General features: G+C 64.4%; 21 protein-coding genes. 8 read left to right on the forward strand and 13 right to left on the reverse strand.

The window, feature by feature from the left end; all coding sequences use genetic code 11:
• Nucleotides 1-151: 151 nt before the first annotated feature.
• The 4 genes from KSS90_RS00060 to glyQ form a co-directional block, all read right to left on the reverse strand.
• Nucleotides 152-922, reverse strand: a complete 771-nt coding sequence (locus KSS90_RS00060; RefSeq protein WP_217867761.1) for a lysophospholipid acyltransferase family protein — start codon at nucleotides 920-922, stop codon at nucleotides 152-154.
• A 65-nt stretch (nucleotides 923-987) separates the two neighbouring features.
• Entirely contained in the window at nucleotides 988-1,515 is a 528-nt protein-coding gene (gmhB, locus tag KSS90_RS00065; RefSeq protein WP_217867762.1) for a D-glycero-beta-D-manno-heptose 1,7-bisphosphate 7-phosphatase, read from the reverse strand.
• A 4-nt stretch (nucleotides 1,516-1,519) separates the two neighbouring features.
• The gene (gene glyS / locus KSS90_RS00070) at nucleotides 1,520-3,574 is read right to left on the reverse strand and encodes a glycine--tRNA ligase subunit beta (RefSeq protein WP_217867763.1); all 2,055 of its coding nucleotides are present in this window, start codon (nucleotides 3,572-3,574) and stop codon (nucleotides 1,520-1,522) included.
• A complete protein-coding gene (gene glyQ, locus KSS90_RS00075) occupies nucleotides 3,571-4,518 on the reverse strand; it encodes a glycine--tRNA ligase subunit alpha (RefSeq protein WP_217867764.1) in 948 nt (315 codons plus the stop codon). Before glyQ ends, glyS begins: the two co-directional genes overlap by 4 nt.
• An 84-nt stretch (nucleotides 4,519-4,602) precedes the next feature.
• Here glyQ and KSS90_RS00080 point away from each other — a divergent pair, with 84 nt between their 5' ends.
• Together KSS90_RS00080 and KSS90_RS00085 are read left to right on the forward strand one after the other, a co-directional pair.
• Nucleotides 4,603-5,154, forward strand: a complete 552-nt coding sequence (locus KSS90_RS00080; RefSeq protein WP_217867765.1) for a DNA-3-methyladenine glycosylase I — start codon at nucleotides 4,603-4,605, stop codon at nucleotides 5,152-5,154.
• Between the two features lie 41 nt (nucleotides 5,155-5,195).
• The gene (locus tag KSS90_RS00085) at nucleotides 5,196-6,083 is read left to right on the forward strand and encodes a lysophospholipid acyltransferase (protein ID WP_023629851.1); all 888 of its coding nucleotides are present in this window, start codon (nucleotides 5,196-5,198) and stop codon (nucleotides 6,081-6,083) included.
• An 87-nt stretch (nucleotides 6,084-6,170) separates the two neighbouring features.
• Here the strand turns inward: KSS90_RS00085 and KSS90_RS00090 are convergent, their stop codons facing one another.
• From KSS90_RS00090 to def, 5 genes are all read right to left on the reverse strand, one after another.
• The gene (locus tag KSS90_RS00090) at nucleotides 6,171-6,479 is read right to left on the reverse strand and encodes a hypothetical protein (protein WP_217867766.1); all 309 of its coding nucleotides are present in this window, start codon (nucleotides 6,477-6,479) and stop codon (nucleotides 6,171-6,173) included.
• An 11-nt stretch (nucleotides 6,480-6,490) separates the two neighbouring features.
• On the reverse strand, nucleotides 6,491-7,864 hold the full coding sequence (trkA, locus tag KSS90_RS00095; RefSeq protein WP_217867767.1) for a Trk system potassium transporter TrkA: 1,374 nt from the start codon (nucleotides 7,862-7,864) through the stop codon (nucleotides 6,491-6,493).
• 24 nt (nucleotides 7,865-7,888) lie between these two features.
• A complete protein-coding gene (rsmB, locus tag KSS90_RS00100; protein ID WP_217867768.1) occupies nucleotides 7,889-9,196 on the reverse strand; it encodes a 16S rRNA (cytosine(967)-C(5))-methyltransferase RsmB in 1,308 nt (435 codons plus the stop codon).
• Nucleotides 9,193-10,125, reverse strand: a complete 933-nt coding sequence (fmt, locus tag KSS90_RS00105; protein ID WP_217867769.1) for a methionyl-tRNA formyltransferase — start codon at nucleotides 10,123-10,125, stop codon at nucleotides 9,193-9,195. The genes rsmB and fmt overlap by 4 nt, the downstream gene beginning before the upstream one ends.
• A gap of 62 nt (nucleotides 10,126-10,187) precedes the next feature.
• Entirely contained in the window at nucleotides 10,188-10,694 is a 507-nt protein-coding gene (def, locus tag KSS90_RS00110; RefSeq protein WP_003260000.1) for a peptide deformylase, read from the reverse strand.
• 209 nt (nucleotides 10,695-10,903) lie between these two features.
• Here def and dprA point away from each other — a divergent pair, with 209 nt between their 5' ends.
• From dprA to KSS90_RS00125, 3 genes are all read left to right on the forward strand, one after another.
• Nucleotides 10,904-12,001 carry a DNA-processing protein DprA gene (gene dprA, locus KSS90_RS00115; protein WP_217867770.1) on the forward strand — a complete coding sequence of 366 codons (1,098 nt, stop codon included), beginning with the start codon at nucleotides 10,904-10,906 and terminating at the stop codon, nucleotides 11,999-12,001.
• A gap of 38 nt (nucleotides 12,002-12,039) precedes the next feature.
• Nucleotides 12,040-12,597 (forward strand): L-threonylcarbamoyladenylate synthase type 1 TsaC, encoded by a 558-nt coding sequence (gene tsaC, locus KSS90_RS00120; RefSeq protein ID WP_038707096.1) that lies wholly within the window; start codon nucleotides 12,040-12,042, stop codon nucleotides 12,595-12,597.
• A gap of 435 nt (nucleotides 12,598-13,032) precedes the next feature.
• The gene (locus KSS90_RS00125) at nucleotides 13,033-13,344 is read left to right on the forward strand and encodes a hypothetical protein (protein WP_110696911.1); all 312 of its coding nucleotides are present in this window, start codon (nucleotides 13,033-13,035) and stop codon (nucleotides 13,342-13,344) included.
• A 116-nt stretch (nucleotides 13,345-13,460) separates the two neighbouring features.
• On the opposite strand, the gene KSS90_RS00130 is transcribed toward KSS90_RS00125, so the two are convergent.
• A complete protein-coding gene (locus KSS90_RS00130; protein WP_217867771.1) occupies nucleotides 13,461-14,438 on the reverse strand; it encodes an NADPH:quinone reductase in 978 nt (325 codons plus the stop codon).
• A 132-nt stretch (nucleotides 14,439-14,570) separates the two neighbouring features.
• Here KSS90_RS00130 and hemF point away from each other — a divergent pair, with 132 nt between their 5' ends.
• Together hemF and aroE are read left to right on the forward strand one after the other, a co-directional pair.
• Nucleotides 14,571-15,482 (forward strand): oxygen-dependent coproporphyrinogen oxidase, encoded by a 912-nt coding sequence (gene hemF, locus KSS90_RS00135; RefSeq protein ID WP_046853587.1) that lies wholly within the window; start codon nucleotides 14,571-14,573, stop codon nucleotides 15,480-15,482.
• 25 nt (nucleotides 15,483-15,507) lie between these two features.
• Entirely contained in the window at nucleotides 15,508-16,332 is an 825-nt protein-coding gene (gene aroE / locus KSS90_RS00140; protein ID WP_217867772.1) for a shikimate dehydrogenase, read from the forward strand.
• Between the two features lie 145 nt (nucleotides 16,333-16,477).
• Here aroE and KSS90_RS00145 read toward each other — a convergent pair whose 3' ends face one another.
• The 3 genes from KSS90_RS00145 to betC form a co-directional block, all read right to left on the reverse strand.
• The gene (locus KSS90_RS00145; protein WP_217867773.1) at nucleotides 16,478-18,043 is read right to left on the reverse strand and encodes a SulP family inorganic anion transporter; all 1,566 of its coding nucleotides are present in this window, start codon (nucleotides 18,041-18,043) and stop codon (nucleotides 16,478-16,480) included.
• A 168-nt stretch (nucleotides 18,044-18,211) separates the two neighbouring features.
• Nucleotides 18,212-19,135 (reverse strand): choline ABC transporter substrate-binding protein, encoded by a 924-nt coding sequence (gene choX, locus KSS90_RS00150; protein ID WP_217867774.1) that lies wholly within the window; start codon nucleotides 19,133-19,135, stop codon nucleotides 18,212-18,214.
• Between the two features lie 14 nt (nucleotides 19,136-19,149).
• Nucleotides 19,150-20,667, reverse strand: a complete 1,518-nt coding sequence (betC, locus tag KSS90_RS00155; RefSeq protein ID WP_217867775.1) for a choline-sulfatase — start codon at nucleotides 20,665-20,667, stop codon at nucleotides 19,150-19,152.
• Nucleotides 20,668-20,776: 109 nt separating this feature from the next.
• On the opposite strand from betC, the gene KSS90_RS00160 reads away from it, so the two are divergent.
• Complete coding sequence (locus KSS90_RS00160) at nucleotides 20,777-21,676, forward strand: choline sulfate utilization transcriptional regulator (protein ID WP_217867776.1); 900 nt, start codon at nucleotides 20,777-20,779, stop codon at nucleotides 21,674-21,676.
• Nucleotides 21,677-21,814 lie beyond the last annotated feature (138 nt).

The raw sequence follows: 21,814 nt of genomic DNA on the forward strand, positions 1-21,814 counted from the left end.
CGGCGTAAAAGCCGGTTTTTTTATAGCGCGAAAAAACTTATGCACGATTTTCGCAAAAACGTCATACATGAAAATAAGCAGCTAATTCAATCACTTAGCATGTCTTAACGATCATTCATGCAAAACTTGCTAACAAGTTATCCACAGATCGTCAGGCTGGCTGCTGCTCCGGGTTCTCCGCCAGCGGCGGCAGCGAACCCATGGCCCGCTGGGTCGCTTCGTTCCAGGCCTGGGCGCGGTCGTTCAACTCGGCGATGGCACGTGGGCCGGTGCCCACTGCATACATCGGTTCACCGATCACTACCTCGATAGTGCCCGGGCGCTTGCCCCAGCCTTCACGCGGCCAGAACTTGCCGGCGTTGTGGGCAATCGGCAGTACCGGCAGGCCGGCGTTGACCGCCAGGGCGGTACCGCCGCGGGAGAACTTGCCGATCTGGCCATGGGGCACGCGGGTGCCTTCGGGGAAGATCAGCACCCAGGTGCCTTGCTTGAGCAGCTCGTCGCCCTGGCTGGCGACCTGGCGCAGCGCTTCCTTGGGGTTCTTGCGATCAATGGCGATCGGCCGCAGCATGGCCATGGCCCAGCCGAAGAACGGCACGTACAGCAGCTCACGCTTGAGCACCTGGCTCAGCGGCGAGAAATACGCGGAGAGCAGGAAGGTTTCCCAGGTGCTCTGGTGGTTCGACAGGATCACGCAAGGCACTTTCGGCACGTTCTCGGCACCGGTGATCTTGTAGTCGATGCCCAGGATCGTGCGCGCCAGGAACAATGCGCAGCGGCACCAGTACACGTTGATGAACTTGTAGCGCTTGGGGAACGGCAGGAAAGGCGCGACGAAGAAGCTCAGCGAGCACCACAGCAGCGAACTGGTGCCCAACAGCAGGTAAAAAAGAAAGATTCTGATCGCCTGCAGGATCGACATAGTGGCATGTACCGTTGCGGGACGTGCCCGCCTAATGAAAAGTGCGCCGGTCCTGGCGCACTCATTTAAATAAGTTCTCTGGCGATGGCTGCCAGATCGTCGAAAATCAGTGTAGTTCGCGGGACACCTTTTTCCAGGGTCCTCTCGCCCTTGCCGGTTTTTACCAGCACGGGTTGTGCATCGACGGCCAGGGCCGCCTCCAGGTCACCTTTGCTGTCGCCGACGAACCACACGCCGGCCAGGGGCACCTGGTAATGCTCGGCAATCGCCCGCAGCATGCCGGGCTTGGGCTTGCGGCAATCGCAGCCCTCGTCCGGGCCATGCGGGCAATGCACGATCAGGCCGACCTCGCCGCCCTGCTCGGCCACCAGCGCGCGCAGGCGCGCATGCATGGCCTCGAGGGTTTCCAGCGGGTAGTAGCCGCGGGCAATACCGGACTGGTTAGTGGCCACGGCCACCGTCCAGCCCGCCTTGCTCAACTGCGCGATGGCCTCGATCGAGCCGGGAATGGGGATCCACTCCTCCAGCGACTTGATGTAGGCGTCGGAGTCGTGGTTGATCACTCCGTCTCGATCAAGAATCAGCAGTTTCAACGACTTACCCCAGCAGCGAGATATCGGCCACGCCCAGGAACAGACCGCGCAGACGGCTGAGCAGGGCATAACGGTTGGCGCGTACCTTGGCGTCCTCGGCGTTGACCATCACCGCCTCGAAGAAGGCGTCGACCGGGTCGCGCAGGGCGGCCAGGCGGGCCAGGGCTTCGCTGTACTGGCGGGCCGCCGCCATCGGTTGCACGGCCTGGTCGGCCTGCTGGATGGCCGAGTACAGGGAGAACTCGTTGGCGTTGTCGAAGTACTTCGGCTCGACCTGATCGGCAATGGCGCCTTCGGCCTTGCCCAGCAGGTTCGACACGCGCTTGTTCGCCTGCGCCAGGGCTTCGGCTTCCGGCAGCTTGCGGAAGGCCTGCACGGCCTGCACGCGCTGGTCGAAGTCCAGCGCCGAGCCCGGCTTCAGGGCACGCACCGACAGGTAGGTGGAGACGTCGATGCCTTCGTCCTCGTAGCGCGCGCGCAGGCGGTCGAAGACAAACTCCAGCACTTGCTCGGACAGGCCGGCGGCCTTGACCTTGGCACCGAACTGCTTGACCGCGAACTCGACCGCGACATTCAGGTCCAGGTCCAGCTGCTTGTCGATCAGGATACGCAGCACGCCCAGGGCGGCACGGCGCAGGGCGTATGGGTCCTTGCTGCCGGTGGGCAGCATGCCGATGCCGAAGATGCCGACCAGGGTGTCGAGCTTGTCGGCGATGGCCACGGCGGCACCGGTGAGGGTCTGCGGCAGCTCGGCGCCAGCGCCGCGCGGCATGTACTGCTCGTTCAGCGCCAGGGCGACGTCTTCCGGCTCGCCATCGTTGAGGGCGTAGTAGTAGCCGGCAATACCCTGCATTTCAGGGAATTCGCCGACCATTTCCGAGGCCAGGTCGCACTTGGACAGCAGGCCGGCACGACCGGCGTTGGCGGCGCTGCCACCGATGTAGGGGGCAATGAAGGCAGCCAGCTTGGACACGCGCTCGGCTTTTTCGAACACGGTGCCCAGCTGAGCCTGGAACACCACGTTCTTCAGGCGCTCGTTGAAGCTTTCCAGCGGCTGCTTCTTGTCCTGCTTGAAGAAGAACTCGGCGTCGGTCAGACGTGGGCGCACGACCTTCTCGTTGCCTTCGACGATCTGCTTCGGATCGCGGCTCTCGACGTTGGCCACGGTGATGAAGCGCGGCAGCAGCTTGCCTTCGCTGTCCAGCAGGCAGAAGTACTTCTGGTTGTCCTGCATGGTGGTGATCAGCGCTTCCTGCGGCACCTCGAGGAAACGCTCCTCGAACGAGCACACCAGCGGCACCGGCCACTCGACCAGGGCGGTTACTTCGTCCAGCAGCGCCGGCGGCACGATGGCCGTGCCTTCCTGCTGCATGGCAAGCTCCGCGGTGCGCTTGCTGATCAGCTCGCGACGCTCGGCGAAGTCGGCCAGCACGTGGGCCTTGCGCAGGTCCTCGACGTAGTTGGCGGGGGTGGTGATCAGCACGTTTTCCGGGTGGTGGAAGCGGTGGCCACGGGATTCGCGGCCGGCCTTCTGGGCCAGGATGGTGCAGTCGACGACCTGATCGCCGAGCAGCATCACCAGCCACTGGGTCGGGCGCACGAACTCTTCACGGCTGGCGCCCCAGTGCATGCGCTTGGGGATCGGCAGGTCGTTGAGCGAATCCTCGACGATGGTTGGCAGCAGGCTGGCGGTGGCCTTGCCCGGAATGTGCTGGGAGAAGCGCAGCTTCGGGCCGCTCTGGTCGATGTCCGACAGCTCGACGCCACACTTCTTGGCAAAGCCCAGGGCAGCCTGGGTTGGCTGGCCTTCGGCGTTGAATGCGGCCTGCACGGGCGGGCCGTCGATGTTGATGCTGCGGTCCGGCTGCTGCACGTCTAGCTGGCGGATCAGCACGGCCAGGCGGCGTGGCGCGGCGTAGACCTGCTTGCCGGTGTAGTTCAGGCCGGCGGCCTGCAGGCCTTTCTCGATGCCGGCGAGGAAGGCATCGCCCAAGCTGGCGAGGGCCTTGGGTGGCAGCTCTTCGGTGCCCAGTTCAACCAGGAAATCTTGAGCACTCATTGTGCAGCCTCCAGCTTAGCCAACACTTCGTCACGCAGTTCGGGAGAGGCCATCGGGAAGCCCAGGCGTGCGCGAGCTTGCAGATAGCTTTGCGCCACGTCCCGGGCCAGGGTACGTACGCGCAGGATGTAGCGCTGGCGCTCGGTCACCGAGATGGCGCGGCGGGCGTCCAGCAGGTTGAAGGTGTGCGAGGCCTTCAGGACCATTTCGTAGGTCGGCAGCGGCAGGTCCAGCTTGATCAGGCGGTTCGCTTCGCTTTCGTAGAAATCGAACAGTTCGAACAGCTTCTCGACGTTGGCGTGCTCGAAGTTGTAGGTCGACTGCTCCACTTCGTTCTGGTGGAACACGTCGCCATAGGTGACCTTGCCGAACGGGCCGTCGGCCCACACCAGGTCGTAGACCGAGTCCACGCCCTGGATGTACATGGCCAGGCGCTCCAGGCCGTAGGTGATTTCACCAGTGACCGGGTAGCACTCGATACCGCCGACTTGCTGGAAGTAGGTGAACTGCGTCACCTCCATGCCGTTCAGCCAGATTTCCCAGCCCAGGCCCCAGGCGCCGAGGGTTGGCGATTCCCAGTTGTCTTCGACGAAGCGAATGTCGTGAACCAGCGGGTCCAGGCCGATGGCTTTCAGCGAGCCGAGGTACAGCTCCTGGAAGTTGGCCGGGTTCGGCTTGAGCACCACCTGGAACTGGTAGTAGTGCTGCAGGCGGTTGGGGTTTTCGCCATACCGCCCGTCGGCAGGGCGACGGCTGGGCTGCACGTAGGCGGCGTTCCAGGTCTCCGGGCCCACGGCGCGCAGGAAGGTAGCGGTGTGGAAAGTGCCGGCGCCTACTTCCATATCGTAGGGCTGAAGCACCACACAACCTTGCTCGGCCCAGTAGTTCTGCAGGGCGAGGATCAGGTCTTGGAAGGTACGCACGGCTGGCGTAGGCTGGCTCACGAAATTCACCTGTATCTGGGGATGCGGATGTAAAGAGCGGGAGTATAACCCGATTCGCCTCGCCCTCTACGTTATTGGAGCCTTATGCCACGCTGCTTTTGGTGTTCCGACGATCCGTTGTACCAGGCCTATCACGACCACGAGTGGGGAACGCCGCAGCGCGACCCGGCGTTGCTCTTCGAGATGCTTTTGCTCGAAGGGTTCCAGGCGGGGTTGTCGTGGATCACGGTATTGAAGAAACGCGAGCGCTATCGCCAGGTGCTGGACGGTTTCGACCCGGTGAAACTGGCGTGTCTGAGCGATGAGCGCATCGAGGAGCTTATGCTGGATGCCGGTATCATCCGCAACCGCCTCAAGCTCAAGGCCGTGCGCCGCAATGCCCAGGCCTGGCTGGCTGTGGATAACCCCGCCGAGTGGCTATGGTCGTTCGTCGGCGGCGCGCCGAAGATCAACCATTTCCAGGGGCGTGGCGACGTGCCGGCGGTCACCGATGAGGCCAAGGCGATGAGCAAGGCCTTGCAGAAGGCCGGCTTCACTTTCGTTGGCCCGACCATCTGCTACGCCTTCATGCAGGCCACCGGCATGGTCATGGACCACACCACCGAGTGCGATCGCTACGCCGCGCTGGTGCGCTGACGGGGTACAATGCGCGCCTTGCTGAAATAAGGAATTCGCCTGTGGAAAAGTTCAAGGGCGCCCTGATGGTCGGGGTGCTGCGACTGTTCGCCAAGTTGCCCTGGGGCGCGGTGCAGCGCGTTGGCGCCGGCATCGGCTGGCTGATGTGGAAAATCCCCAACGGCTCGCGCAATGTCGTGCGCATCAACCTGGCCAAATGCTTCCCGGAGATGGACCCGGCCGAGCGTGAGCAACTGGTCGGTCGTGCGCTCAAGGACATCGGCAAGTCGTTCGTCGAGAGTGCCTGTGCCTGGATCTGGCCGCCGCAACGCTCGCTCGACCTGGTCAAGGAAGTGCATGGCCTGGAAGTGCTGGAGCAGGCCCTGGCCTCGGGCAAGGGCGTGGTCGGCATCACCAGCCACCTGGGTAACTGGGAAGTGCTCAACCACTTCTATTGCAACCAGTGCAAACCGATCATCTTCTACCGCCCGCCCAAGTTGAAGGCGGTGGATGACCTGCTGCGCGAGCAGCGGGTGCAGATGGGCAACCGCGTGGCGCCTTCGACCAAGGAAGGCATTCTCAGTGTGATCAAGGAAGTGCGCCGTGGCGGCCAGGTGGGGATTCCCGCCGACCCGGAGCCGGCCGAGTCCGCCGGGGTATTCGTGCCGTTCCTGGGGACCCAGGCGCTGACCAGCAAGTTCGTGCCGAACATGCTCGCCGGTGGCAAGGCGGTCGGGGTGTTCCTGCACGCCCTGCGCCTGCCCGATGGTTCGGGCTTCAAGGTGTTCCTGGAGGCGGCGCCAGAGGCTATGTACAGCACCGATGTGAATGAATCGGCGGCGGCCATGAGCAAGGTGGTCGAGCGTTATGTGCGCGAGTACCCGAGCCAGTACATGTGGAGCATGAAGCGCTTCAAGAAGCGCCCGGCGGGTGAGGCGCGCTGGTACTGAGATTTTTGGGGGCGCTTTGCGCCCCTTTCGCTGGCTTGTCGTGGCGATGAACCGCAGCGAATGGGCTGCAAAGCAGCCCCGGCAATCTCAGACCTTGTTCAGCTTCTTCAAGAACACCGTCATTTCTTTTTCGGCTTGCTTGTCCCCATGGGCCTGCGCCGCCACGATCCCCTCTTCCCAGGCCTTGCGCGCGCCAGCCAAGTCACCCTGCAGCTGATACGCCTTGCCCAGCAGCTTCCACGCTGCCGAATACTTGGGGTCCTGCTTCACGCAACTGGCCAGGTGGATCGCCGCCTCAGCACCATTGGCTTCGTCCAGCCAGGCCTTGCCCAGGCCGAAGCGCAGCAGCGGGTTATCCACACCCTTGGCCAGCATCTTCTCCAACGATTCGCGCATGCCCTGCTCCTTTAGAAGAAACTCAAGCCCACGTGGAACAGCTTCTCTACGTCCCGAATATGCTTTTTATCCACAACGAACAGGATCACATGGTCGCCCGACTCGATCACTGTGTCGTCGTGGGCGATCATCACTTCGTCCTCGCGGATGATTGCGCCGATGGTGGTGCCCGGCGGCAGGTTGATGTCCTCGATGGCCTTGCCGACCACCTTGCTCGACTTCGAATCGCCATGGGCCACGGCCTCGATGGCCTCGGCCGCGCCGCGGCGCAGCGAATGCACGCTGACGATATCGCCACGGCGCACGTGGGCCAGCAGGGTACCGATGGTGGCCAACTGCGGGCTGATGGCGATGTCGATGTCGCCGCCCTGCACCAGGTCGACATAGGCCGGGTTGTTGATGATGGTCATCACCTTGCGCGCGCCCAGGCGCTTGGCCAGCAGCGACGCCATGATGTTGGCCTCGTCGTCGTTGGTCAGGGCCAGGAAGATGTCGGCGTCGGCGATGTTCTCTTCGAGCATCAGGTCCTTGTCCGAGGCGCTGCCCTGCAGCACCACGGTGCTTTCCAGGGTGTCGGAGAGCTGGCGGCAACGGGCCGGGTTCATCTCGATGATCTTCACCTGGTAGCGGCTCTCGATGGCCTCGGCCAGGCGCTCGCCGATCTGCCCGCCACCGGCGATGACCACGCGCTTGTTGCTCTCGTCGATGCGGCGCAGTTCGCCCATCACCGCGCGGATGTCCTTTTTCGCTGCGATGAAGAACACTTCGTCGTCGGCTTCGATCACCGTGTCACCCTGTGGAGTGATCGGCCGGTCGCGGCGGAAGATCGCCGCCACGCGGGTGTCGACGTTGGGCATGTGGGCGCGGATCTGGCGCAGTTGCTGGCCGACCAGCGGCCCGCCGTAGTAGGCCCGGACCGCCACCAGCTGGGCCTTGCCCTCGGCGAAGTCGATCACCTGCAGGGAGCCGGGGTGTTCGATCAGGCGCTTGATGTAGTTGGTCACCACCTGCTCGGGGCTGATCAGCACGTCCACCGGGATATGGTCGTTGTCGAACAGCTCTTCGCGGGTCAGGTAGGCCGACTCGCGCACCCGGGCGATCTTGGTCGGGGTGTGGAACAACGAGTACGCCACCTGGCAGGCGACCATGTTGGTCTCGTCGCTGTTGGTCACCGCCACCAGCATGTCGGCGTCGTCGGCGCCGGCCTGGCGCAGCACCGTCGGCAGCGAGGCGCGGCCCTGCACCGTGCGGATGTCCAGGCGGTCGCCGAGGTCGCGCAGGCGCTCGCTGTCGGTGTCGACCACGGTGATGTCGTTGGCTTCGCTGGCCAGGTGTTCCGCCAGTGTGCCGCCCACCTGCCCTGCGCCGAGGATGATGATCTTCATCCACTACTCCCTACGTTCTTGTGCTTACCGCGAGGCGGCGATCTTGATCAGCTTGGCATAGTAGAAGCCGTCGTGGCCGCCTTCCTGGGCCAGCAGCTGGCGCCCGTGGGGCTGGCGCAGGCCGGCCTCGGTGGCAAGGTCCAGCTCACGGGCACCTGGGGTGCGGGCGAGGAAGGCGTCGATCACTTCGGTGTTCTCGGTGGGCAGGCTCGAGCAGGTGGCATAGAGCAGCATGCCGCCCACTTCCAGGGTCGGCCACAGGGCGTCGAGCAGCTCGCCTTGCAGTGCGGCCAGGGCCGGGATGTCGTCTGCCTGGCGGGTCAGCTTGATGTCCGGGTGGCGGCGAATCACCCCAGTGGCCGAGCACGGGGCGTCGAGGAGGATGCGCTGGAACGGCTTGCCGTCCCACCAGCTGGCGGTGTCGCGGGCGTCGCAGGCGATCAGCTCGGCATCGAGCTTGAGGCGGTCGAGGTTCTCGCGCACGCGGGTCAGGCGCTTGGCCTCGAGGTCGATGGCGACCATGTGCGCCAAGCCCGGTTCGGCTTCAAGCAAGTGGCAGGTCTTGCCGCCTGGGGCGCAGCAGGCGTCGAGGACGCGCTGACCGGGGGCCAGTTCCAGTAGGTCGGCGGACAGCTGCGCGGCTTCGTCCTGCACGCTCACCCAACCTTCGGCGAAGCCTGGCAGGCCGCGCACGTCGCAAGCCTCGGCCAGGACGATGCCGTCACGGCTGTACTGGCAGGCGCTGGCGCCGATACCGGCCTCGGCCAGCAGCGCGAGGTAAGCGTCGCGGCTGTGATGGCGGCGGTTGATGCGCAGGATCATCGGCGGGTGGGCGTTGTTGGCGGCGCAGATGGCTTCCCACTGTTCAGGCCAGAAGGCCTTGAGCGACTTCTGCAGCCAGCGCGGGTGGGCGGTGCGCACCACCGGGTCGCGCTCCATGTCGGCCAACAGTGCCTCCCCTTCACGCTGGGCGCGGCGCAGCACCGCGTTGAGCAGGCCCTTTGCCCAAGGCTTCTTGAGCTTGTCGGCACACCCGACGGTCTCGCCGATGGCTGCGTGGGCCGGAATGCGGCTGTAGAACAGCTGGTACAGACCGACCAGCAGCAGCGCCTGCACATCGGCGTCGGCGGCCTTGAACGGCTTCTGCAACAGTTGCGCGGCCAGCAGGTCCAGGCGCGGTTGCCAGCGGGCGGTGCCGAAGGCAAGGTCCTGCGTCAGGCCACGGTCGCGTTCCTCGACCTTGTCCAGTTGCGCCGGCAGCGAGCTGTTCAGCGAAGCCTTGCCGCTGAGCACAGCGGCCAAGGCACGGGCGGCAGCCAGGCGTGGATTCATTGGCCGAGCACCTTGCCACTGGCGAATTTCTCGCGGCGGCTGTTGAACAGGTCGGCGAAGTTCAGGGCCTTGCCACCCGGCAGTTGCAGGCGGGTCAGGCTCAGGGCCTGGTCACCGCAGGCGACCACCAGGCCGTCCTTGCTGGCCGACAGGATTTCGCCGGGGGCGCCCTGGGCTGTGGACAAGTTGGCGGCCAGTACCTTCACGCTTTCGCCGTCCAGGGTGCTGTGGCACACCGGCCAGGGGTTGAAGGCGCGGATCAGGCGCTCAAGCTCCACGGCCGTGCGGCTCCAGTCGATGCGCGCTTCGTCTTTATTCAGCTTGTGGGCGTAGGTGGCCAGGGCATCGTCCTGTACTTCACCTTGCAGGCTGCCATCGGCCAGGCCGGCGATGGCCTGGATCACCGCAGGCGGGCCCATTTCGGCGAGGCGGTCGTGCAGGGTGCCGCCGGTGTCCTCGGCGCTGATCGGGGTGACCACCTTGAGCAGCATCGGGCCGGTGTCCAGACCTGCTTCCATGCGCATCACGGTCACGCCGCTCTCGGCGTCACCGGCTTCAACGGCGCGCTGGATCGGCGCGGCGCCGCGCCAGCGCGGCAGCAGCGAGGCGTGGCTGTTGATGCAGCCCAGGCGTGGGATATCCAGCACAGCTTGCGGCAGGATCAGGCCGTAGGCGACCACCACCATCAGGTCCGGTTTCAGTGCGGCGAGCTCGGCCTGGGCGTCGGCGTTGCGCAGGGTCTGCGGCTGGTACACCGGGATGTCATGGGCCACGGCCAGCGCCTTGACCGCGCTCGGCATCAGCTTCTGGCCACGCCCGGCCGGGCGGTCGGGCTGGGTGTAGACGGCCACGATCTCGTACGGGCTGTCGAGCAAAGCCTTGAGGTGTTCGGCGGCAAACTCTGGAGTGCCTGCGAAGACGATGCGCATGGAGTTCTCGCTTCTTGAAAAAGAAAAAGGCTTGCCGGAGCAAGCCTTCTGGAAGGTGGGGATCAGGCTTGCTGGCGGTGCTGCTTTTCCAGCTTCTTCTTGATCCGGTCACGTTTGAGCTGCGACAGGTAGTCGACGAACAGCTTGCCGTTGAGGTGATCGAACTCGTGCTGCACGCACACCGCCAACAGGCCCTCGCATTCCAGCTCGTACGGCTTGCCGTCGCGGTCCTGGGCCTTGACCCGGACGCGCAGCGGGCGGTCGACGTTTTCGTAGAAGCCCGGCACCGACAGGCAGCCTTCCTGGTACTGGCCCATGTCGTGGGTCAGCTCTTCTACGGTGGGGTTGATGAAGACGCGCGGCTCGCTGCGATCTTCGCTCAGGTCCATCACTACGACTTGTTGATGCACGTTGACCTGGGTCGCAGCCAGGCCGATGCCCGGGGCCTCGTACATGGTTTCGAACATATCGTCGATCAGCTGGCGCAGGGCGTCGTCGAACACCGTTACCGGTTTGGCAATGGTACGCAGGCGCGGATCGGGGAATTCGAGAATGTTCAAAATGGCCATGGCGGTCAGGCAGTCACTGTGCGGTCGGTTGAAAACTGAGCACACATAATAAAGGGAAAAGGTGGACAAGGCACCTGTGAAAGCTCGGCTAGGGTCTTTATGGGCTTGATAGCTGCCATTTAATGGACAGCTTTTCAAAGTATTACCCACAAAGTTATCCACAGGTTGTGCCACGCCGATGGCCCCCTGTCGATCAAGGAGGATCACCCATGAGCACTCTCCGTTCGTCGCCTTGCTCGCCTGCCGAACTGGAGGCGCGGCTGCGTCTGCATCGCCTCCCCGACATCGGCTTGCGGCGCTTTCTTACCCTGATCGAAGCCTTTGGCAATGCCTCATCGGCACTCAGTGCGCCGGCCAGTGCTTGGCGTGCGCTGGGGTTGTCAGCCGCCAGTATCGATGCCCGTCGCAGCCCTGAGGTGCGCGACGGCGCATTGGCTGCAATGGCCTGGTTAGAGCGTCCGGGCCAGCATTTGCTGATGTGGGACGGCCCTGGCTATCCCGCATTGCTGAGTGAAATCGACGACCCGCCACCCCTGCTATTCGTTGCCGGTGACCCCGCTTTGCTGGAGCATCCGCAGCTGGCGATTGTGGGTAGCAGGCGTGCTTCACCACCAGCGCTGGATACTGCGGCTGCGTTCTCGCATTGCCTGGCGCAAGCCGGATTCACCATCACCAGCGGGCTGGCGCTGGGCGTTGACGGTGCCGCTCATCGGGCCGCGCTGAAAGCCGGAGGGAAGACCATTGGAGTGCTCGGCACGGGGTTGCAAAAACTTTATCCACAGCGCCACCGTGACCTTGCCCGGGCGATGCTCGACAGTGGCAGCGCGCTGGTTTCCGAGTACCCGCTGGATGCCGGGCCGTTGGCCGGTAACTTCCCCAGGCGCAACCGCATCATCAGCGGGCTGTCGCTCGGCGTGCTGGTGGTCGAGGCGAGCATCGCCAGCGGCTCATTGATCACCGCGCGCCTTGCCGCGGAGCAAGGGCGCGAGGTGTATGCCATTCCGGGTTCGATCCACCACCCCGGCGCCAAGGGCTGCCACCAGCTGATTCGCGACGGCGCGTTGCTGGTGGAAAGCGTGGAGCAGATCCTCGACAGCCTGCGCGGTTGGCAGAACCTGCCGGGCGCGCCGGTGGGCAAAGCCGACCATCCCCTGCTCGCCTTGCTCCACGCCGCACCCCACACCAGCGAGGGCCTGGCGCACAGCAGCGGCCAGCCGTTGGCCCAGGTGCTGGCCAGCCTGACCGAGTTGGAGCTCGAGGGCCGGGTCAGCAATGAAGCCGGGCGTTGGTTTGCCCGTTCCGGCTAAGTACACTGCGCACACGGCGTTTATGCGGAGAGACGGAAATGGTGAGCAGTTGGCGTGTGCAACAAGCCGCGCGTGAGGTGAAGGCGGGTGCGGTGATCGCCTATCCGACGGAAGCGGTCTGGGGCCTGGGCTGCGACCCGTGGAACGAGGACGCGGTGTATCGCCTGCTGGCGCTCAAGTCGCGCCCTGTGGATAAAGGCCTGATCCTGGTTGCCGACAGCATCCACCAGTTCGACTTCCTGTTCGAAGACTTCCCCCAGGACTGGATCGACCGCATGGCCGCCACTTGGCCGGGGCCGAACACCTGGCTGGTGCCGCACCAGGACCTGCTGCCCGAGTGGGTGACCGGGCAGCATGACAGCGTGGCGCTGCGGGTCAGTGATCATCCGCAGGTGCGGGAGCTGTGCGCGTTGGTCGGGCCGTTGATTTCCACGTCCTGCAACCCGGCCGGGCGCCCGGCGGCGAAGAGCCGGTTGCGGGTGGAGCAGTATTTCCACAAGCAGCTGGACATGGTGCTGGGTGGGGCGTTGGGGGGGCGGAAGAATCCGAGCCTGATTCGCGACCTGGCGACCGGTGAGGTTGTGCGCCCGGGGTGAAGACTCAAGCCCTGTGAGTAACCTTTGTGGGAGCTGGCTTGCCAGCGATGAGGCCAGCAGGGGCAGCATCATTGCCTGAACTGGCCCTATCGCTGGCAAGCCAGCTCCCACAGGAGCGGTGCTAGCTTCAGCATTTTCTGATTTTGATCCCCAAGGCTGCCCATCTCGAATGCAGAGAATTATCCTACGCTGCCTGTCGACTGCCATTACCTTCTCAGTGGGAACTCTTGCCTCTAGGCTCCAGACCGTCGCCGAATAACTCGGCGATCGGGTGTGGTAACCCGAGCAGGGAGAGATCTTGGCAGTCTATGGTGGCTGCATGCGGGAGGCCTCGTGCCTGCCGGGTTTTGAGATCTCTCCCGGTTTACCACCCCGTATGCAGCTGCCACCCATCCGTGTGGTAACGGATGCGTGCCGGTCTAGATGCGAGATCTCATGATGAAAAAGATCGTCCCCGATCCACCCCTCCCCAACACCTCCACCCACCCCTTCGGCCGCTGCGATGCTGGCCATCCGCCGCTCTTCACCGTAAACCCCAACATCGAAGCCCACGATGCCCTGGTGCATGTAGCACTTTACCTGCGCTGCGCCTACGACACCGGCATCAAGGCACTCGACCACCTGCGCGATGAGGGGCGAGGCATGTACTGGTCGAGCCTACATTCGCTGGAAATGGCGGAGGGGTTGGTGGAGGCGATGCTTGAGGGCATTGAGTCAGCTTCTGTAGCCGAAAGGCCCGCTGGCTGAACTGACGCCATCGCCGGCAAGCCGGCTCCCACAGGTACAGCGTCATCCAGGAGGTTTGCGCGGTCCCTGTGGGAGCTGGCTTGCCAGCGAATGGGCCGCAAAGCGGCCCCAGGATTTCAAGGCAGCAGAACAGTCGAGCCCACCGTCCGCCGCGCCGACAACTCACTCTGCGCCTTGGCCGCCTCACTCAACGGATACCGCTGTTGGATATCCACAACCAGCTTGCCACTGGCGATCATCGCGAACAGGTCATCGGCCATGGCCTGGGTGTTCTCGGCGTTGTTGGCGTAGCTCCCCAGCGTCGGTCGGGTCACATACAGTGAGCCCTTCTGCGACAGGATCCCCAGGTTCACCCCGCTCACCGCCCCCGACGCATTGCCGAAACTCACCATCAACCCTCGCGGCCTCAGGCAATCCAGCGAAGTCAGCCAGGTATCGGCCCCCACGCCGTCATACACCACCGCGCACTTCTGACCGTCTGTCAGCTCCAGCACACGCTTGGCCACATCTTCATGGCTGTAGTCGATGGTCGCCCAGGCCCCGAGTGCCTTAGCCCGCTCAGCCTTCTCGGCGGAACTGACAGTACCGATCAGCTTCGCCCCCAGTGCCTTGGCCCACTGGCAAGCCAGCGATCCGACACCACCGGCAGCAGCATGGAACAGCACGAAATCCCCCGGCTGCACGGCATAGGTCTGTTTTAGCAGGTACTGCGTGGTCAGCCCCTTGAGCATCACCGCCGCCGCCTGCTCGAAGCTGATCGCATCCGGCAGCTTGACCAGGTTGGCCTCCGGCAGCGTATGCACCTCGCTGTAGGCCCCCAGCGGCCCACCGGCATAGGCTACGCGGTCGCCGACCTTGATCCGGTTGACGTCCTCGCCCACTGCCTCGACCACGCCGGCGGCCTCGGTACCCAGCCCGGAAGGCAGCGACGGCGGCGCATACAGCCCGCCACGGAAATAGGTGTCGATGAAGTTCAGGCCGATCGCATGGTTGCGCACGCGCACTTGCTGCGGGCCGGGCGGGGCCGGGTCGAACTCCACCAACTGCAACACTTCCGGGCCGCCATGCTGGCTGAACTGGATACGCTTGGCCATCACACACTCCTGTCATTGGGGCTGCAAAGGCCTTCTATCGGACGCCTTTGCTTGATCGCCGTCAACTGCGGCGCGGGGTTTGCCGGTGGTATGCTACGCGGCGAATTTTCCCCGCTCCTTCCAGGTGACCCGATGACCAGCCGCACCGAGGCCGTGAAAGCCTACCTGCTCGACCTGCAAGACCGCATCTGCACTGCCCTCGAGACCGAAGACGGCGGCGCCCGCTTCGTCGAGGATGCCTGGGTGCGCGATGCCGGCGGCGGCGGTCGCACGCGGGTGATCGGCGACGGCAAGGTGATCGAAAAGGGCGGCGTGAACTTCTCCCACGTGTTCGGTAGCGGCCTGCCGCCGTCGGCCAGTGCCCACCGCCCGGAGCTGGCGGGCCGTGGTTTCGAAGCGCTGGGCGTGTCGCTGGTAATCCACCCGCACAACCCGCATGTGCCCACTTCCCACGCCAACGTGCGGTTCTTCATCGCCGAAAAAGAGGGTGAAGAGGCAGTATGGTGGTTCGGCGGCGGCTTCGACCTGACCCCCTACTACGGCAATGAAGAAGACTGCGTGCACTGGCACCGCGTGGCCGAGCAGGCCTGCGCGCCGTTCGGCGCCGACGTGTACCCGCGCTACAAGGCCTGGTGCGACCGCTACTTCCACCTCAAGCACCGTGGCGAGCCACGCGGCATCGGCGGCCTGTTCTTCGACGACCTGAACGAGTGGGACTTCGATACCTGCTTCGCCTTCATCCGCGCCATCGGTGACGCCTACGTCGAGGCTTACTTGCCGATCGTCCAGCGCCGCAAGGGCACCCCATACACCCCCGCCCAGCGCGAATTCCAGGAATATCGCCGTGGCCGCTACGTCGAGTTCAACCTGGTCTACGACCGTGGCACCCTGTTCGGCCTGCAGTCCGGGGGCCGCACCGAATCGATCCTGATGTCGCTGCCGCCGCAAGTACGTTGGGGCTATGACTGGAAAGCCGAGCCTGGTAGCGAAGAAGCGCGCCTGACCGAGTACTTCCTGCAAGACCGCGACTGGCTCGCCCAGTAAGCCTGTGGAAACCCGAGGATCACCCATGGACCAGTACGTTGTTTTTGGTAACCCCATCGGCCACAGCAAATCGCCGCTGATCCACCGTCTGTTCGCCGACCAGACCGGCGAGGACCTGGAGTACAACACGCTGCTGGCGCCGCTGGACGAGTTCAGCGACTGTGCCCGGGGCTTCTTCAAGCAAGGCAGCGGCGCCAACGTCACCGTGCCGTTCAAGGAAGAGGCCTATCGCCTGTGCGACAGCCTCACCCCGCGTGCCCAGCGTGCCGGCGCGGTGAACACCTTGAGCAAGCTGGCTGACGGCACGCTGCAAGGCGACAACACCGATGGCGCCGGGCTGGTGCGCGACCTCACCGTCAACGCCGGGGTCGAGCTGGCCGGCAAGCGCATCCTTATCCTTGGTGCCGGTGGCGCAGTGCGTGGCGTGCTGGAGCCGATTTTGGCGCACAAACCGCAGTCGCTGGTGATCGCCAACCGCACGGTGGAGAAGGCCGAGCAGCTGGCCCGTGAGTTCGATGAGCTGGGGCCGGTGGTGGCCAGCGGTTTTGCCTGGTTGCAGGAGCCGGTGGACGTGATCATCAATGCCACCTCGGCGAGCCTGGCTGGCGAGCTACCGCCGATTGCCGACAGTCTGGTCGAGGCGGGGCGTACGGTTTGCTACGACATGATGTATGGCAAGGAACCGACGCCGTTCTGCCAGTGGGCGAGCAAGCTGGGTGCGGCCAAGGTGCTGGATGGGTTGGGGATGCTGGCTGAGCAGGCGGCCGAGGCGTTCTTTATCTGGCGCGGGGTTCGGCCTGAGACCGGGCCGGTGCTGGATGAGCTGCGTCGGCAGCTAGCTCGCGGCTGAATTCGAGATTTTGGGGCCGCTTTGCGGCCCTTTCGCTGGCAAGCCAGCTCCCACATGGACCGCGCTTTGCGCAAGACTAGTGCGGTACCTGTGGGAGCTGGCTTGCCAGCGAAAGGGCTGCAAAGCAGCCCCTGGATTTCAAAGCTCATTCCTCAAATCGAATGGGACACAGTTCAACCCCCTCCAGCTTCTGCAGCTCCTCCACCACCTGCGGCCGTGCCCGCTGCAACGTCAGGCTCCCGCCACTGCGCATCAGCCGTCGCGCCTCGCGGTGCAACATATCCACACCCGAGTAATCGATGAAGTTCACCTGCCGCGCATCGATCACTACGTGTGGCCCCTGGCAGCGCTGAAGGCGCACCTGCAGGTAATGCGCCGCGCCAAAGAAGATCGACCCGCCCACCCGCAAGATGTCCGCCTCCCCTTCCCGGCTTTGCTGCACCCGTGGCCTCGACGTGCGCTTGAGGTAGAAGAACAGCGACGCCAGCACCCCGGCATAGATCGCCGTCTGCAGCTCCAGCAGCAGCGTCGCGGCTGCCGTCAGCGTCATCACCAGGAACTCCGAGCGGCTGACCCGGAACAGCGCGCGAATGCCGCGATGGTCTACCAGCCCCCAGCAAATCAGCAGGATGCTCCCCGCCATCGCCGGGATCGGCAGGTGGGCGATCAGCCCGGCGCCGGTCACCGCGAACAGCGCCACCCACAGCGCCGAGAACACCCCGGCCAGCGGCGAGCGGGCGCCAGCGTCGTAGCTCAGGCCCGAGCGAGTGAAGGAACCTGCGGACAGATAACCGGAGAAAAACGCGCCGCCGATATTAGACAGGCCCTGTGCGCGGATTTCCTGGTCAGGGTCGATCAGTTGCTCCGAACGTGCCGACAACGAGCGGGCAATCGACAGGCTGGTAACCAGCCCCAGCATGCCCACCGCCACAGCGCTGGGCAGCAGGCGCAGCATCAGTTCCACGTCCAACAGCGGCAGCGGGCTGAAGGGCGGGAGCTGCCCGGTAAACGCAGACACCCTGGGTACGTGGCCGAACACGCCGGGTAACAGCCAAGCCACCAGGCTGACCAGCAGCAGGCTTATCAACAGGCTTGGCCAGCGCGGGCGCCAGAGCTTGAGGGCGATCCCGATCACCAGCGTGGCCAGGCCCAGGGCCAGCGATGGCAGATCCACTTCGCCCATGTGCCCAGCCAGGTCCTGCACGGTCTTCAACGCCGTGGCTTGGCTCGGCAGGTCCATCCCCAGCAGGTTCGGTAACTGCCCAAGGGCGATGACGATGGCGGCGCCGAGGGTGAAGCCCAGCACCACCGAGTGGGAAACGAAATTGACCAGCGCGCCGAAGCGCAGTAGCCCCAGCAATAGCTGGAAAAGACCGCCAAGGAAGGTCAGCAGCAGTACCAGGGTCACATAGTCGGCACTGCCGGCCACGGCCAGCGGGCTGATACTGGCGTAGAGGACGATGGAGATTGCGGCGGTGGGGCCGCAGATCAGGTGCCAGGACGAGCCCCACAGGCAGGCGATCAGCACGGGTACGATGGCGGCGTACAGGCCGTATTCGGCGGGCAGGCCGGCGATCAGGGCGTAGGCGATGGACTGTGGCAGGGCAAGGATGGCGCCGCTCAGGCCCACCAGCAGGTCCTGGCGCAAGCTGCGACCCGATTGGCGGGGCAGCCAGGTGAGGAAGGGCAGCAGGTGGGTCAGGCGGGGCATGGGGCAACTCGCTCAGGATCCGATCTTGTGTTGGCCTTGCTGGCCTCATCGCCGGCAAGCCGGCTCCCACAGTGATACCACAAGCCTCAAGCCTGTCGCTGTACCTGTGGGAGCTGCGGTTCGCCGCTGCGACTTGCCAGCGATGAGGCCGGAATTGGCAGCAAGGCTCTAGAGTCGGGCTGTTACGGCCTCTTGGGCGTGGCCACCGGTTTTAGTGGTCACCCCGGCCAACCACCCTTCCAACAGTTCTGGATGCGCCTTCACCCAAGCCTTGGCCGCCTCATCGAAGCTCACCTTCTTATCCACAACCTCGGCCATGATGCTGTTCTCCATCTCCAGCGAGAACTTCAAGTTCCCCAGCAGCTTCGCCGCATTCGGGCAGGCTTGTGGATAACCTTTGCGGGTCAGGGTGTAGACATCGCCCTTGCTGCCGAACCATTTCTCCCCGCCCGTGAGGTAATGCATCTTCAGCTTCACGTTCATCGGGTGCGGCGTCCAGCCAAGGAAGGTGATGAACTGCTGCTTCTTCACTGCCCGGTCCACTTGAGCGAGCATCGCCTGCTCGCTGGACTCGACCAGTTTCCACTGGCCCAGGTCGAACTCATTCTTGTCGATGATCTCTTTCAGCGACAGGTTGGCCGGCGCGCCGGAGCCGATGCCGTAGAGCTTCTTGTCGAACTGCTCGGCATGCTTTTGCAGGTCGGCGAAGTCCTTCACGCCTGCGTTCCATACATAGTCGGGCACCGCCAGGGTGAACTCGGTGCCTTCCAGGTTCTTCGCCAGTTGCTGTACATCGCCATTGGCGATGAACTTGTCATGGAAACCCTGCTGCGCCGGCATCCAATTGCCGAGGAAAGCATCCACCCGGCCATCTTTCAGGCCGCCGTAGATGATCGGCACGGCCAGGCTGTCGATCTTCACCTGGTACCCCAGGCTTTCCAAAAGCAGCCGGGCCACGGCGTTGGTGCTGGCGATATCGCTCCAGCCGGGGTCGGCCAGTTTCACGGTGCTGCATTGCGCGTCGCTGTCGGCGGCGTGTGCCGTGCCCAGGCTCAGGGCCAGGGTGAGCACGGCGGTGGAGAACTTCTGCATGGCGGTCTCTCTTCTCAATCCAGGGGTGCGGGCTGTGGATAACGTGCCTTGCGCTCGAGGTCGTCGAGATCGATATGGTTGCGCATGTACTGTTGGCTGGCGTCCACCAACGGTTGGTGGTCCCAGCTTTTCAGTTTGCCGATGGCCAGTGCCTCGGCCACCAGGCGGCGGCGCCGTTGGCTGGCCAGCACCTGCTGGCGCAGGGCCGGGATATCCCAGCGCTTCCTGGCTTCATCGGCAAATGCCTGCAGCAGCGCCTGGTGGTCCGGGCTGCCGGTGAGGTTCTCCCGCTCGTGCGGGTCGCGGCTCAGGTCGTAGAGTAGCCATGGGTCGTCTTCGCTGTACACGAACTTGTAGGGGCCACGGCGGATCATCATCAGCGGGCCGACCGTGCCTTCGGCCATGTACTCGCCTATTACTTCGTCATGCCCGCCCTGCCCTTGCAGGTGGCCGAGCAGCGAGCGGCCATCCAGATGCAGGTGGTTTTCCACAGCGCCGCCGGCCAGTTCGACCAGGGTCGGCAGCAGGTCACAGGTGGACACGCTGGCGCCGATTCGCGCCGGTGCGAAGCGCTTGGGCGCATGGATTAACAGCGGCACCCGCGCCGCCATCTCGAACCAGTGCATCTTGTACCAGAGCCCGCGCTCGCCAAGCATGTCGCCGTGATCGCCCGAGAACACGATCAGGGTGTCGTCGGCCAGGCCACAGTCCTCGAGGGTTTGCAGCAGCTTGCCGATGTTGTCGTCGATGTAGCTGCAGGCGCCGAAGTAGGCGCGGCGGGCGTCGCGGATCTTGTCCACGGGCAGTGGCTTGTTCCACAGGTCGTAGACCTTGAGCAGGCGTTGCGAGTGCGGGTCCTGCTCGCCTTGAGCGATCTCGTCCCGCGGCAGTGGGATATCCACATCCTGGTACATGTCCCAGTAGTGCTTGGGAATGGTGTAGGGGTCATGGGGGTGGGTCATGGAGACGGTCAGGCAGAATGGCCGGCCGTCGTCCTCGCGTACATGGTCATAGAGGTACTGGCGCGCCTTGAACACCACCTCTTCATCGAAATCCAGCTGGTTGGTGCGCACGCAGGGCCCGGCTTGCAGCACCGAGGACATGTTGTGGTACCAGCTCGGGCGCACCTCCGGTTCATCCCAGTTCACCGCCCAGCCGTAGTCGGCCGGGTAGATATCGCTGGTCAGGCGTTCTTCGTAGCCGTGCAGCTGGTCCGGGCCGCAGAAGTGCATCTTGCCCGATAGCGCTGTGCGGTAGCCGAGCCGGCGCAGGTAGTGGGCGTAGGTGGGCACGTCGGCGGGGAAGTCGGCGGCGTTATCAAAGGCGCCGATGCGGCTGGGCAACTGGCCGCTGACCAGGGTGAAGCGCGACGGCGCGCACAACGGGCTGTTGCAATAGGCGCTGTCGAACACCACGGCCTGCTCGGCGAGGCGGGCCAGGTGGGGCATCTTGATCGGCGATGGGTTGTAGATCGGCAGCAACGGCGCGGCCATCTGATCGGCCATGATGAACAGGATGTTGGGTCGCTTCATGGGTGCCTTCCATCGTCGAGAGTTATGGGTACCACTTGCAATCCAGCATGCGGCTGTGGATAACAGGGGTAAAGCCCATGCCGGGCAATGACTGGGATTAGCCAAGCTTATGTTTGAGCACCTTGCCGACCTGCCCCTCGACACCTTGCGCGTGTTCGAGGCCGCCGCCCGCCTGCGCAGTTTCACCGCTGCCGCCGTGGAGCTGGGCACCACCCAGCCGGCGGTCAGCCAGCAGATGAAGCGCCTGGAGGCGCAGTTGGGCACAAGGTTGTTCGACCGGATCTACCGGGGTATCGAGCTGACCGAGGCGGGGTTGCTGTTGTTCGAGCAGGTGCATCAGGGCTTGCAGGCGATGGACGATGGCGTTGCCCAAGCCAGCGGGCGCGGCCAGCGCGAGGTGCTGCAGGTGGCGACCGACTTCGCCTTTGCGGCGTTCTGGCTGATGCCGCGCTTGCAGCGTTTCCACGAGGCTTATCCACAGGTGGACGTGAGCCTGGTGACCGGAGAGCGCAGCCAGGCGATGCTGCGCCCGGACATCGATGTGGCGGTGCTGTTCGGTGATGGTCGCTTCCATCAGGGCGAGAGCCGCTGGCTGTTCGATGAGGAGGTTTTCCCGGTGTGCAGCCCTCGGCTGATTCATGGCAAACCCTTGTCAGCCGTGGCTTTGCAGCGATTGCCATTGCTGCACTTGAAGGGTGAGCAGGCCAGTCGCTGGTTCGATTGGGCCGGGGTTTTCCGTGGTCTTGGTGTGGACAGCCCTCCTCCGTCCGGTCAGCTGCGGTTCGACAACTACACCCTGCTGATTCAGGCCGCGATTGCCGGCCAGGGCGTGGCGATCGGCTGGGCGCACCTGGTGGATGGGCTGGTCGAGCAGGAGCTGCTGTGCCGGCCGCTGGAAGGCAGTTTGCGCTCGAAGCGGGGGTATTACGTGGTGCTGCCGCCACGCAAGCGGCGTGGGGCGTTGATCGAGCGGTTTGTGGATTGGCTGGAGCAGGAGCGTGGGTCGTAACTGGGTTGCTGCGCAACCCATCGCCGGCAAGCCGGCTCCCACAGGGACCGCGCCAGGCTTATCCATGTGGGAGCGGGCTTGCCCGCGAAGCAGACAACGCCGATGCTAAGGCAAAGCGCCGCCTAAACAGGAGCCACC

Source organism: Pseudomonas maumuensis, assembly GCF_019139675.1.
Lineage (GTDB): Bacteria > Pseudomonadota > Gammaproteobacteria > Pseudomonadales > Pseudomonadaceae > Aquipseudomonas > Aquipseudomonas maumuensis.

Coding starts and splice junctions, on each gene's coding strand:
- KSS90_RS00130 (WP_217867771.1), bottom strand. CDS start 14,438: ATGGCCAAGCGTATCCAGTTCAGCCAGCATGGCGGCCCGGAAGTGTTG.
- hemF (WP_046853587.1), top strand. CDS start 14,571: ATGACCAGCCGCACCGAGGCCGTGAAAGCCTACCTGCTCGACCTGCAA.
- KSS90_RS00125 (WP_110696911.1), top strand. CDS start 13,033: ATGATGAAAAAGATCGTCCCCGATCCACCCCTCCCCAACACCTCCACC.
- KSS90_RS00080 (WP_217867765.1), top strand. CDS start 4,603: ATGCCACGCTGCTTTTGGTGTTCCGACGATCCGTTGTACCAGGCCTAT.
- fmt (WP_217867769.1), bottom strand. CDS start 10,125: ATGCGCATCGTCTTCGCAGGCACTCCAGAGTTTGCCGCCGAACACCTC.
- rsmB (WP_217867768.1), bottom strand. CDS start 9,196: ATGAATCCACGCCTGGCTGCCGCCCGTGCCTTGGCCGCTGTGCTCAGC.
- aroE (WP_217867772.1), top strand. CDS start 15,508: ATGGACCAGTACGTTGTTTTTGGTAACCCCATCGGCCACAGCAAATCG.
- def (WP_003260000.1), bottom strand. CDS start 10,694: ATGGCCATTTTGAACATTCTCGAATTCCCCGATCCGCGCCTGCGTACC.
- KSS90_RS00145 (WP_217867773.1), bottom strand. CDS start 18,043: ATGCCCCGCCTGACCCACCTGCTGCCCTTCCTCACCTGGCTGCCCCGC.
- tsaC (WP_038707096.1), top strand. CDS start 12,040: ATGGTGAGCAGTTGGCGTGTGCAACAAGCCGCGCGTGAGGTGAAGGCG.
- trkA (WP_217867767.1), bottom strand. CDS start 7,864: ATGAAGATCATCATCCTCGGCGCAGGGCAGGTGGGCGGCACACTGGCG.
- KSS90_RS00160 (WP_217867776.1), top strand. CDS start 20,777: ATGTTTGAGCACCTTGCCGACCTGCCCCTCGACACCTTGCGCGTGTTC.
- glyS (WP_217867763.1), bottom strand. CDS start 3,574: ATGAGTGCTCAAGATTTCCTGGTTGAACTGGGCACCGAAGAGCTGCCA.
- KSS90_RS00090 (WP_217867766.1), bottom strand. CDS start 6,479: ATGCGCGAATCGTTGGAGAAGATGCTGGCCAAGGGTGTGGATAACCCG.
- choX (WP_217867774.1), bottom strand. CDS start 19,135: ATGCAGAAGTTCTCCACCGCCGTGCTCACCCTGGCCCTGAGCCTGGGC.
- dprA (WP_217867770.1), top strand. CDS start 10,904: ATGAGCACTCTCCGTTCGTCGCCTTGCTCGCCTGCCGAACTGGAGGCG.
- KSS90_RS00060 (WP_217867761.1), bottom strand. CDS start 922: ATGTCGATCCTGCAGGCGATCAGAATCTTTCTTTTTTACCTGCTGTTG.
- betC (WP_217867775.1), bottom strand. CDS start 20,667: ATGAAGCGACCCAACATCCTGTTCATCATGGCCGATCAGATGGCCGCG.